Source organism: Streptomyces sp. WZ-12 (genome assembly GCF_028898845.1).
Classification (GTDB): Bacteria; Actinomycetota; Actinomycetes; order Streptomycetales; family Streptomycetaceae; genus Streptomyces.
The window spans coordinates 2,843,477-2,855,425 of the sequence record NZ_CP118574.1; the positions used below are offsets into that span (position 1 = coordinate 2,843,477).

8 protein-coding genes are annotated in these 11,949 nt (G+C 71.6%); 4 read left to right on the top strand and 4 right to left on the bottom strand.

The window, feature by feature from the left end; genetic code table 11:
- Positions 1-69: 69 nt before the first annotated feature.
- Complete coding sequence (rpsO, locus tag PV796_RS11810; RefSeq protein WP_274912905.1) at positions 70-357, bottom strand: 30S ribosomal protein S15; 288 nt, start codon at positions 355-357, stop codon at positions 70-72.
- Between the two features lie 152 nt (positions 358-509).
- Positions 510-1,973 carry a type VII secretion integral membrane protein EccD gene (gene eccD, locus PV796_RS11815; RefSeq protein ID WP_274912906.1) on the bottom strand — a complete coding sequence of 488 codons (1,464 nt, stop codon included), beginning with the start codon at positions 1,971-1,973 and terminating at the stop codon, positions 510-512.
- Positions 1,974-2,227: 254 nt separating this feature from the next.
- Here eccD and eccCa point away from each other — a divergent pair, with 254 nt between their 5' ends.
- Positions 2,228-6,190: a type VII secretion protein EccCa gene (eccCa, locus tag PV796_RS11820; RefSeq protein WP_274912907.1), complete on the top strand. Its 3,963-nt coding sequence runs from the start codon at positions 2,228-2,230 to the stop codon at positions 6,188-6,190.
- A gap of 133 nt (positions 6,191-6,323) precedes the next feature.
- Here the strand turns inward: eccCa and PV796_RS11825 are convergent, their stop codons facing one another.
- Both PV796_RS11825 and PV796_RS11830 read right to left on the bottom strand, forming a co-directional pair.
- Complete coding sequence (locus PV796_RS11825; RefSeq protein WP_274912908.1) at positions 6,324-7,100, bottom strand: WXG100 family type VII secretion target; 777 nt, start codon at positions 7,098-7,100, stop codon at positions 6,324-6,326.
- Positions 7,097-7,405, bottom strand: a complete 309-nt coding sequence (locus PV796_RS11830; protein WP_274912909.1) for a hypothetical protein — start codon at positions 7,403-7,405, stop codon at positions 7,097-7,099. The genes PV796_RS11825 and PV796_RS11830 overlap by 4 nt, the downstream gene beginning before the upstream one ends.
- Before the next feature lie 237 nt (positions 7,406-7,642).
- Between PV796_RS11830 and PV796_RS11835 the strand changes: the two genes are divergently transcribed.
- The 3 genes from PV796_RS11835 to PV796_RS11845 all read left to right on the top strand — a co-directional run bounded on the left by PV796_RS11835 (position 7,643) and on the right by PV796_RS11845 (position 11,893).
- On the top strand, positions 7,643-8,047 hold the full coding sequence (locus tag PV796_RS11835) for a hypothetical protein (protein WP_274912910.1): 405 nt from the start codon (positions 7,643-7,645) through the stop codon (positions 8,045-8,047).
- Between the two features lie 583 nt (positions 8,048-8,630).
- Complete coding sequence (locus PV796_RS11840) at positions 8,631-10,847, top strand: ATP-binding protein (RefSeq protein ID WP_274912911.1); 2,217 nt, start codon at positions 8,631-8,633, stop codon at positions 10,845-10,847.
- Positions 10,844-11,893: an SUKH-4 family immunity protein gene (locus PV796_RS11845; protein WP_274912912.1), complete on the top strand. Its 1,050-nt coding sequence runs from the start codon at positions 10,844-10,846 to the stop codon at positions 11,891-11,893. The genes PV796_RS11840 and PV796_RS11845 overlap by 4 nt, the downstream gene beginning before the upstream one ends.
- The last annotated feature ends 56 nt before the right edge of the window (positions 11,894-11,949 follow it).

An 11,949-nucleotide genomic window follows, 5' to 3' on the forward strand; every position in this document is an offset into this window, starting at 1 on the left:
TGGTACGGGTGTCCGGTGCGTACGGCAAAGGGAGCGGCCCCCGGCGGGAACCGCTCCCTCTACGGCGTCTTACTTGGCGCCCGCCGCGCCGCGGCGGATGCCCAGGCGCTCGACCAGCGCACGGAAGCGCGTGATGTCCTTCTTCGCCAGGTACTGCAGCAGGCGGCGGCGCTGGCCGACGAGCAGCAGCAGACCACGGCGGGAGTGGTGGTCGTGCTTGTGGGTCTTGAGGTGCTCGGTCAGGTCCGAGATGCGGCGGGAGAGCAGCGCGACCTGGACCTCGGGGGAGCCGGTGTCACCCTCCTTGGTGGCGAACTCGGCCATGATCTGCTTCTTCGTGGCGACGTCGAGCGACATCCGTACTCCTTGGGGTTCTGGTCCACGAGCGCCCCTGGATTTACTACACAGGGAATCTTCGATTACTCCAGTGGACCGTCACACAGCGTACCAGTTGGCGGCGGCCCCCCGACCGGGTGGTCGAGGGGCCGCCGTGAGGTCCGGTGCCGCGGCTAGTTGCCGGTCAGGCCGCGGACGGTGTTGTAGACGTTCAGCACCGCCAGGCACAGCGGCACCAAGGACAGCAGGACCAGGCCGTCGAAGATGTCGAAGATCCGGCCCCAGAAGGGGGTGACGCCCTTCTTCGGGACGATCAGCCCGACGCCGACGAGGATGGCCGCGCCCACCGCGATGCTGCTGGAGAACCAGACGGTGCGGACGTTCAGCGGGCCGGAGTCCTGGAAGCGCTCCAGGGTGACGAAGATGTCCGTCGGCGGGTGCAGTGCGATGCCCAGGACGAGCAGCACGATGGTGAGGATGCCGGCGATGGTCAGGCAGGCGACCTGCGCGGTGTAGTCGAAGAGCCGGGCGCGCAGCATGATCGTGATGCCCGCGGCGAGCGCCATGACCTGGGCCCAGACGTTGTCCGAGAAGCCGAGGACGACGCCGGCGGAGCCGACGACCAGGGCGGAGCAGCCGGCGACCAGGCCCAGCAGCAGCTCGTGGCCGCGCTTGGCCTGGTTGCCGATCTTCACGAAGTCGACGGACTCGGCCTCGGAGCCGCTCTCCAGGGCGCCCTTGGCGATCTGGTCGGGCGACTGGTAGCCGATCGGGAGCCGGGCGAAGCGCGCGGAGAGGCTGGGCAGCCAGGCCACCAGGGCGATGGAGACCACGGCGGTGACCGCGGCGACCTCGATCGGGGCGGCGTCGGTGAGGATCGCGGCGAAGACCGAGAGGGTGCCGATGGCGGAGAGGAACGCGGCCGCGACGAAGGGAGCGTCACCGCGCGGCAGCATGACCACCAGGAGCACGGAGGCGATCAGTACGGTCACGCAGCCGACGAGCAGGTGGAGCCGGCCGGGACCGCCGCCCGCGTCGACGGGGAAGATGCCGGAGCCCGCGATGAGCAGGTGCGGCAGCGACGCCAACCCCAGCGCGATCGAGGAGGCGTGGTCGTCGTAGACCCGGGCGCGGACGCCGGACAGGGCGACCAGGACGACGCCGACCACGCCGGCGATGATGCCGGGCAGCCGGTGCATGTCGCGGTTGACCGGATTCGAGAACCACAGCGCGAACGCCATCATCACCAGCAGCAGCACGCCGGCGCTGAGGCCGACGACCCGCATCAGGTCGTCGCTCCAGCGGCTGCGGTTCTGCTTGACCGCGGAGGCGATGGCGTCCGAGACGTCGTCGAAGACGGGCAGCGGGAGCGACTCCGCGAACGGCTTCAGCAGCAGCAGGTCACCGTCGAGGATCTGCTGCTGCGCGAGCGACTGCCCGGCGTCGAGGACGGTGCCGTCGCGCCGTACGAGGTGGTACCCGGTCGGGGCGCCCTCGGTCTGGGACTGCCCGGAGAGTCGCAGGATCTCCGGGTAGATATCGACGAGTGCCACGTCCTCCGGCAGCGCCACGTCGATCCGTGCGTCCGGCGCGGCGACAGTGACCCGGCAGAAGCCGGTGCCAGTGCTCGTGCTCACCTGGCGGTTCCCCCTATCCGTTGGGCGTTTTGTCGCGTCGCGCGCCCTATATATAGGGCCATCCGTACGGGGCTGTGGCGCGCTCGCGGGGCGTCAGCGTACCGTCCGATCGGGGCCTTGCCCCACCCACCCCTTGACTTGACGCCTAACAGTAGGATCAACGCCTGCGTCGGGCCAAGGACTTGGCTCGGGGGACCGTCGAATCCAACGGGGGCGGTCCGAGACTGCGAGATGCATGAAGGACTGATGCCTCGGTGAGCGTTGTCATCGTCAAGCGCCCGCCCCGCGCGCTGCCACCCGAAGTCCCCTCGGAGGAGGTGGTACTTGAGGCACCGCCGGAACTCCCCCGGCAGGGAGAACCCGAAAGCCTGCTGATGACCTTCATGCCCATGATGGGCATGGCGTCTTCGGCCGGCTTCTTGTTCATGGGGAACCAGCCGTTCATGAAGATCATGGGCGGCTTCATGGTTGCTGCCACGCTGTCGATGGCGATCATGCAGATCGTCAAGTCCCGCCAGGGGCCTTCCGGACAGATGGTGCAGGAGCGCCAGGACTACCTCAAGTACCTTGCGCAGAAGCGGAAAGAGGTGCGGCGCACCGCGCGCAGGCAGCGGGACGCGCAGCTCTTCACCCATCCCGACCCGAGCCAGTTGTGGTCCGTGGTCGCCGAGGGCAAGCGGGTGTGGGAACGCCGGGTGAACGACCCGGACTTCGCCCAAGTGCGCCTGGGATTGGGGCCGCAGCAGCTCGGCACGCCGCTGCGCGCGCCGGAGACCGCGCCGGTCGACGAGCTGGAGCCGCTGACCGCGCACGCGATGAAGGAGTTCCTCGACAAGCACGGCCACCTGGAGAACCTCCCGTTGGCGGTGTCGCTGCGCGCCTTCTACCACCTGACCGTCTCAGGTGAACCGGACACTGTCTACGGCGCCTCCCGCGCCCTCATCGCCCAGTTGTGCACCCTGCACTCGCCCGAGGACCTGGTGGTGGCCGTGGTGGCCGCGCCGGGTGCGCAGGCCGAGTGGGAGTGGACGAAGTGGCTGCCGCAGGTCCAGGACAAGACCACCGACGGCGCCGGCACCCGCCGGCTGGTCGTCTCGGACCTCGGTGAGATCGAGGAGTTGCTGGCGGACGAGTTGGAGGGCCGCGGGCGGTTCAACCCGCAGGGCCAGCCGGTGACCGACACCCCGCACGTCATCGTCGTGCTGGACGGCGGCGACGTCCCGATGGACTCGGTGATCGCCGGGGCCGAGGGCCTCCAGGGCGTCACCATCCTGGAGATCGTGCCGGGCGACCTCGACGAGATCCGCGGCGGCCTGGCCGTGCAGGTGTGGCCGGGGAAGCTGGTGCTGGAGTCCGCGAGCGGTGCGGTCTACCACGGCGTGTGCGACACCCTGTCGATCTCCGAAGCGGAGGCGCTGGCCCGCCAGTTGGCCCCCTTGCGGGCCGGCGCGGGGGCGGACGGCGAGGAACCGCTGCTGTCCGCGCTGGACTTCACCGACCTGCTCAACATCGGCGACGCCGGCACCCTGGACGTCTCGCGCACCTGGCGTCCCCGGACGCTGGCCGAGCGGCTGCGGGTGCCGATCGGTGTCGACCGCGACGGCCAGCCGGTGATGCTGGACATCAAGGAAGCCTCGCAGCAGGGCATGGGCCCGCACGGCCTGTGCGTCGGTGCGACCGGTTCCGGTAAGTCCGAGGTGCTGCGCACCCTGGTGCTCGCGCTCGCGGTCACGCACTCCTCGGAGACCCTCAACTTCATCCTCGCCGACTTCAAGGGTGGCGCCACCTTCACCGGCATGTCGGAGATGCCGCACGTCGCGGCGGTCATCACCAACCTCGGTGAGGACGTCACCCTGATCGACCGCATGCGCGACTCGATCACCGGTGAACTCCAGCGCCGCCAGGAGCTGCTGCGCTCGGCGGGCAACTACGCCAACATCACCGACTACGAGAAGGCGCGGGCCGCCGGCGCTCCGCTGGACCCGCTGCCGTCGCTGGTGATGATCATCGACGAGTTCTCCGAGCTGCTCGCCGCCAAGCCCGACTTCATCGAGATGTTCATCCAGATCGGCCGCATCGGCCGGTCCATGGGTGTGCACATGCTGCTCGCCTCGCAGCGTCTGGAAGAGGGCAAGCTGCGCGGTCTGGACACCTTCCTCTCCTACCGCCTGGGTCTGCGCACCTTCTCGGCCGCCGAGTCGCGCACCGCGATCGGTGTGCCCGACGCCTACCACCTGCCGAACGTCCCCGGCTCCGGCATCCTGAAGTACGACACCGAGACGATGGTCCAGTTCAAGGCCGCCTACGTCTCCGGCACGTACCGGGGGCCGAACGGCGGCGGGCGCGCCGGCGGTGGCGGTGGCGGGTCGAACCGGCTGCCGGTGCCGTTCACCGCGGCCCCGGTCATCGAGCAGATCATCGAGGACCCGACCCCGATCGAGCCGGACCCCAACGAGATCGACGACGCGCTGGCCGACACCGTCCTGGACGTCATGGTCCAGCGGATGCAGGGCCAGGGCCCGCCGGCCCACCAGGTGTGGCTGCCGCCGCTGGAGGAGCCGCCCACGGTCAACCAGTTGCTGCCGGCGTTGGCGGTCACCCCCGAACGGGGCGTGCACGCACCGGAGTACACCGCGCTGGGCAAGCTGGTGGTGCCGGTCGCGCTGGTGGACAAGCCGTTCGAGCAGCGGCGTGACGTGATGTACCTGGACTTCTCCGCCGGTGCCGGTCACGGCCTGGTCGTCGGTGGTCCGCAGTCCGGCAAGTCGACCCTGATCCGGTCCGCGATCGCCGCGTTCGCGCTCACCCACACCCCGGCCGAAGTGCAGTTCTACTGCCTGGACTTCGGCGGCGGCGGCATGCTGAGCATGGAGGGCCTGGCGCACGTCGGCGGGGTCGCCTCACGACTGGACGCGGAGAAGGTCCGCCGTACGGTCGCCGAGGTCACCGGCATCCTCAACGAGCGCGAGGAGTTCTTCCGCTCCAACAACATCGACTCCATCGCGACCTACCGCCAGCGGCGGGCCGCGGGCGCCTTCCCCGACCAGAAGTGGGGCGACGTCTTCCTCATCATCGATGGCTGGGGCACGTTCAAGACCGACTACGAGCAGCTCGACCCGGTGATCCTGGACATCGCCGGCCGGGGTCTCGGCTTCGGTGTCCACCTGATCATCGGGGCCTCCCGCTACACCGAGGTCCGCCCGGCCCTGCGCGACCAGCTCCTCAACCGCGTCGAGCTGCGCCTGGGTGACCCGATGGAGTCGGAGTTCGACCGCAAGCGCGCGGAGAACATCCCGATGGGCAAGCCGGGTCGCGGTCTCTCCCCGGACAAGCTGGACTTCCTGGCGGCGCTGCCGCGCCTGGACGGCATGAGCGACCCGGAGACCCTGAGCGACGGCGTCGCCAACCTGGTGCAGACGGTCAACGAGCACTGGCAGGGCGAGCCCGCCCCCAAGGTGCGGATGCTGCCGACCATGCTGCACGCCTCCGACCTGCCCCGGGGCGGCGACTACCCGGAGCACGGCATCGCGATCGGCGTCGACGAGACCACGCTGTCCCCGGCGTTCATCGACTTCGAGACCGACCCGCTGCTGGTCATCTACGGCGAGAGCGAGTCCGGCAAGTCCTCGCTGCTGCGCATGCTGACCAAGCAGATCGCGGAGCGGTACGCGACCGACAAGGCGCTGCTGGTGGTCTCCGACTACCGGCGCGCGCTGCTCGGCGAGCTCCCCGACTCGCACGTGTACAAGTACTGTGCCGCAGGGCCGCAGTTGCAGGAGGTCATCTCCGGGCTGGCCGGTTCGCTGGGCCGGCGCATGCCGGGTCCGGACGTCACGCCCGAACAGCTTCGCAACCGTAGCTGGTACGACCTGCCGGACGCGTTCGTGATCGTCGACGACTACGACCTGGTGGCGACCAGCAGCGGCAACCCGCTGCAACCGCTGCTGGAGTACCTGCCGTTCGCCCGTGACCTGGGTCTGCGCCTGATCCTGGCGCGCAGCTCCTCGGGTGCCGGCAGGTCCTCGTTCGAGCCGGTCATGCAGCGCTCCAAGGAGCTCGGCGCGCAGGGCCTGATCCTGTCCGCCGACCCGGCCGAGGGCCCGCTGATGGGCAACATCAAGGGTCAGCAACTGACGCCGGGACGAGGCATGTTCATCACCCGCAAGCGCGGTGCGCAGCTCGTCCAGACGGGCTTCCTGCCGTTGCGCGGGCAGTGACCGGGGGCCGGTAGCCGGTCGTCGGTGACCGGTGGCCCGTAGGACGGCGGTGGGGCGCCCCTCTTGGGAGGGGCGCCCCACCGGTGTGTTGTGGTGCGTTCGCGTGCGGTGCGGCTTCGAGGCGGCCTACGGGTCAGCCGAAGGCGCCGTGTTGGGTGACGTCGGGGCCGGGGGTCTTGTCGTTCGCCTTGTCGGCGGGCTCGGCGGCGCTCTGCCCGCCGGCCTCGTCGGTGGCCGGGGCCCGCTTCCCCTCCGCCGGCTTCTCCCCCGTCTTCTCCCCGGCCTTCTGCTGCTGCGCGGCGGCCTTCGCCTCCTGCTGCTCCGCCTCGCGCTGCGCCTCGGCCGGGTTCGTCCGTACGCCCTTGGCCAGGCCCTCGCCGCCGCGCGTCGCGGCATCGCCGTCCCTGGGCGTCCCGAACGGGTCGGGCCCGTGGGCGGCGGAGGACGACTCCCACTGGTGCCGGAGCTGCGGCGCCTGGCTCTGACCGCCCCCGCCGCCGCCCCGGCCGCGCTTGCCGAGCGCGCCGCCGAGCCCGTTGGCGAGCTGGCCCAACGCCATGAAGCCGTAGGCGACTTGGGGGCCGGACGACTGGCCGCCGCCCTGTTGCGCGGCGCCCGTGGAGGCGGTGTCGTGGCTGTCGTCGGCGCCGTCGGTGTGGTGGGGGGCTGCCGCGCTGTCCAGGTCGGCCGCGGCCAGTTCGAAGGCGGGCAGCGAGTCGTCGACGGACCGCTTCAACTGGTGCCACTCGGCGGCGAACGCCTCACCGGCCGGGCCGTGCCAGTCGGCCGCCGCGGCGGTGCCCACGTGCCGGTCGAGGTCGCGGACCAGCCCGTCCAGGTGCTTGCCCATGTCCCGCCAGCCGGCCGCCGCCTCGTGCAATGCGTGGGGATTGCGTCGTGATGCGGTCACTTGACGCTCCGCATCATCTCGGCCAGCCCGTCCTCGGCCGCCTGCGCGTTGGCGGCGGTCTCCTTGATGTCGGCGCCGACCTCGGCCAGCCGCTGCTGGAGCTGTGCCAGCGCGCGCTCGGCCTCCTCGAACAGCTCGCGGTGGGGCCGGGCCTCCTCGTCGCTGCCGAATCCGTCGCGGAGCGCCTCCGCGTCCGCCCGCCGTCTGAATGCGTCCAGTTGCCGGCTCAGTTCTTCCGCGCGGATCTCAAAGGTCGTACCGAGCTTGTGCAACGCCTCGGTACTGAGCCGGACTTCATCGGACATCATTTCTCCCCGAATTGAATGACAGCGACCTGCTGAACATCGCCTCAGTCCTAGCACACCCGCAATACTCCCGAAGCCCCGCGCGGAACGGATTCCGAGCGCGCGCGAAGCGGCCCCGGAGCAATATGCGGCAATAGCGACAACCCTGCCTTGACGACCCGTTCACGTCCGTCATTACACTCGGGACGCCGGTACAGCACGCGCGGTTGCTGTGCCACCACGTACAAGGGGGCAGTGATGAGCAATGAGCGGCAGATCCAGGACGAGGATCTGATGGACGTCGCCCATGACCAGGAGCAGGCGCACCGGCTGCGGAAGGCGCTGAAGGTGCTCGCGGAGAACCCCAATGTGGGTGGCAAGCTCCAGGAGATGGCCAAGGAGGTGCTCTCGGGCCGGATGGGCATGAAGGAGGCCATCGAGACGCCCGGTTACATGGACGCGCTGGGCGACCGGATGGGCCAGATCCGGCGGGCGGCCGAGAACCAGACGGCGGAGGAGCGGGAGGCGTCCCACGCCAAGTTCGTCGAGTGGCAGAAGAAGCAGGAAGAGGAGGAGGACCGCGAGCGCGCCGAGCGCGACGGCCCGAGCCTGAACCTCGTCACCGGCCCGCGCCGGGGCGCCCCCGGCCGCGGCCACCGCTGAGGCCCGCGGGACGACCAGGACGATCCGCCCCCATCGGGCCGGCGCGCGAGGCGACCGACGCGGTGGGGGCGGCGGGTTTTCCACCCCCGACCAACCATCACCCTGTCCGCAATCATCCGGATTTCGCGCCCGGTTCGGCATGCGACGTTCAACGTCCGATGTTCGGCGTCCGATGTTCGGTGTTCGGCATCCGGCGCCACTCGCGGACGTCACATCCCCGCCGGGGGATCACGTCCCGAATAGCGCGTCGACAATCTCCCCGGCGCGCAAACCCACGCCGCCGCCCGGAATTTACAAATCGGGAATAGGGGAACCAAGAGGGCGTAAGGGCGATCTAAAGGGATCAAGAGACGTAAGGCGGTTAGGGCGGGTACCGCTCTCCTCCCCGCTCGACTCCACTCCCCCCGCTCACCGCCCGCCCCACCGGTAACACCCCGCTCCGCACCGGTTTCCGCCCCGTCCTCCGGCCCGGATTCTGTCCCGGTTCCGGCACAGCCACCCCTCGGCCGTCCCGTCCACCCGACCCGGATCATAGGATCTAGCCAGTACACGCACGGATCCACGAAAGTGGAAGGCGGGATCAATGGGGGACGAGACAGTCATGAGCTCCTCGGCCGAAGCTGCCGGCAAGACGGACCACTACGCGCCCCACCCGTTCATCGGCGGCCGCACCGCGGTCCTCCGCGCGCTCGCCGCCTGGCGCATGCGGTGGCCGGGCGCCCCGCGCGTCGTCGTGCTCACCGGGAGCCCGGGCAGCGGGCGTTCCCGTGTCCTCGCGGGCTTCCTGATGATGTGCGACCCGGAATACCGCAAGCAGCTCCCGCTGGACGACATGGACCCGGCGACGGTCCCCCCGGACCTCCCGGCCCCGGCGGTGCCCGACCCGCGGGGCCGCACGGCCGCGCAGACGCTGTGGCTCCTCGCCGACCACCTCGACCTGGCGGTCGGGAGCGCGGCGGACGTCTTCTCCGAACTCGCCGCCCGCGAGGAGCCGTTGACGGTCGTCGTACCGGACGCGGACCTCGCCGGCCCGGTGCGCGCCGCCGACGAGCCGACGCGCCTGGTGCGCGAGGTCCTCGCCCCGCTCGCCGCGACCCCGACGGTCCACCTGCTCACCGACGCCCCCCGCGAACTCGCCGCCGAGCTGGCCGGTGCGCTGCCGCCCGGCCAGGTGCAGGTGATCGACCTCGACGAGCCCGAGTGGGCCGACCCCGAGGGCCTGGTCCTGCACGCCGAGACCGCGCTCACGCCGGAGGCGGGCGCCCCCGACCTGCCGTTCACCACCGACCCGGCCGCCCGTAGGGCGCTGGCCGGAGCACTGGCCCAACGGGCGAACGGCAGTCGGCTCACCCTCGATCTGGCCACGCGGTCGCTGTTCACCCACTCCGCGGGTTTCGACCCGGCCGACGAGGCCCAACTGCCCGGCAGCGTCGGCGAGGTGCTCGATCTGCACGCCCGCCGGCTGGGCTCCGACGGGCCAACGCTCCGGCAGCTGCTGGCCCCGCTCGCGTTCGCCGAGGGCGACGGGCTCCCGGTCCACCTGTGGCACCCGCTGGCGAACGCCGTCGCGGGGCGCGACATGGGCCAGGTCCTCGCCGAGGGGATGCTGCTCGCCGCCCCGTTCGTGGAGCCGGTGGAACGCCCGGCGCAGGCGGAAGCGGACGCCGGTCGTGACGGCCAGGAGGAGCCTGAGGAAGGCGCGGACGCCGCCCCGACCCGCACGCTGATCCGCCTGACGCACCCGGCCCTCGCCGCCGAGATCCGCTCCGGCATCCCCGATCCCCGGGACGCCCAGACCAAGATCGCCATGGCGCTGCTGGAGGCGGTCCCCCAGCAGGACTGGTCCCGGGCCGACCCCTACGTCCGCGACCACCTGGCCGCGCACACCCTCGACGCCGGCCTGCTCCCCCAACTCCTCACCGACCCCGGCCTGTTCACGTACGCCGACCCGGTGGTGCTGCGCACCGCCATTCAGGCCGTGCCGCTCGACCAACTGGGCGCGCCGGCCCGTACGTACCTGCGCACCGCGCCGCTGTTCACCCGCTCCGAGGCCCCGGCCGAGATGCGGGCCGCGCTGCTGGAGACCGCGTTCGTCGAGGACGACCTGCCGGCGTACGCGGAGGCGTTGCACGGGCTGGACCTGGCCCTGCCGTGGCGCACCCTGTGGAGCCTGCCGCTGCGGGGCGTCGGCTCGGTGACGACCGGCTACCTCCCGCCCCAGGGGCCGACGACGCCGCCCGACGAGGCCCGGCCGAACGCCCTTCGTCCCGTCGCCGCACTGATCGTCCCCGCCGGTACGCCGGGCTCCCGCCCGCTGCCGACCCCAGCGGATGCACCGGACGCCCCGGACACTTCGGACGCACCAGACGCCTCCGCCCCCGTCGCCCTCCTCCTCCACGATCTGCTCCGCCCCGGGTACGTCGAGGCCGACCCCGCCCAGGTGTTGGGCCCGTCGGAGGAACAGCGGGCGGCGGCCCCGTACGGCCTCAGCCGCGGCGCCGACTACCTGCGGGTGTGGTCCAGGGACAGCGGAGAGGTGGTCACCGCGCTGCTCTCCGACTCCCCGTTCCAGGACGCCGACCTCTCGCCCGAGGGCATCCTGCTCGCGGCCACGGCCCGCGGCGTGACGGCTCGCCAGTTCCTCGCCCCGGCCCCCGCCGCCCCCTCAACAGAGGCCACAGAGGCCGCAGGAACCACCGGGACCACCGAGGCTCACCCCATTCCCGCCCAACCCACCGCGTCCCCCGACGCCGCCGCTGCCACCGGCAGCACCCACGGCCCCGAAGGAGACCCCTCGTGAACACCCAGGCACCGGCCGACGCCGCCGCCCAGCCGCCGGTCACCGGGCCCGGCAACACCGCCGTGGCGACCTACGTCGCCCCGTCCACCGGCGAGGAGAGCAGCCTCGCCAAGGTCTCCCGGCCCGGTCTGCCGCCCGCCGAGTACCAACTCCACGACGAGCTGCGGCGGTTGGGCGTCGACGGGGCCTCGGTCCGCGCGGTCCACACCGACCTGCGCCCGACGATGCTGCCCGGCGGTTACACCGGCGACTTCGTCCTACGGGCCTTCCCCAACGCCGCGTTCTCCTGCACCGCGGAGTACGGCATGCGCCCCGAGGAGCGCGCCGCGGGCATCGCCGACCTGCTCGGGCACATCCAGACCATGCACCAGCTCGCCGGCCGCCCGGCCCCGCCCGCGCCGCACCGCGCGCCCGTCCCGCAGGCCGTCGCCCCGGCGCCGCCGCTGTCCCCCGCGGACCTCGGCGCCCACCTGGCCGAGGTCTTCGGCCCCGACGGCCTCCGCCGCCCCGACGCCGAGGCGCTGGCCGCCACCGCGCTCCCCGAGGACACCCGGACCACCCTCACCGAGGCCGGCCTTCCCGCCCACGTCCCCTACTTCTTCACCGCCGACACCCCCGAAACCCCGCCGGTCGGCGGCCTGTTCGCCGACGTCGCCACCCACCTCCGGGAATCCGGCGCCGACGCCCGACCGGAAACCCTCGACATCCTCAGCGGATACGTCCGGCTCGGCACCGACGGCCTCTACACCCTCGCCGTCCAGTGCACCGCCCCGGAGAACGACCCGAGCCAGCTCGGCACCGTCTGGGCGATCCAACCCGGCACCGGCGGCGCCCGCTTCGTCAACCGCTCCCTCGCCGCCTACCTCCGCTCTCTCGCCCTCCTCGTCGCCACCCGCCAACAGCTCCCGCCCCTCGACCCCTACGCCTCGGGTGCCGCCCTCGCCACCTTCCAGGAACGCCTCGTATCCCTGGACTCCTGGGCCCTGGACAACCCCGACAACTGGTGGTCCCTGGTGACCGAGCAGATGTGGCACGGGTTGTTCTGATCGCCCTGAGCCGACAGGGGTTGCCTTTGGCCGATGCGGCCCGAGGCAACCCCCGC

Coding starts and splice junctions, on each gene's coding strand:
- PV796_RS11835 (WP_274912910.1), top strand. CDS start 7,643: ATGAGCAATGAGCGGCAGATCCAGGACGAGGATCTGATGGACGTCGCC.
- PV796_RS11840 (WP_274912911.1), top strand. CDS start 8,631: ATGGGGGACGAGACAGTCATGAGCTCCTCGGCCGAAGCTGCCGGCAAG.
- rpsO (WP_274912905.1), bottom strand. CDS start 357: ATGTCGCTCGACGTCGCCACGAAGAAGCAGATCATGGCCGAGTTCGCC.
- PV796_RS11830 (WP_274912909.1), bottom strand. CDS start 7,405: ATGTCCGATGAAGTCCGGCTCAGTACCGAGGCGTTGCACAAGCTCGGT.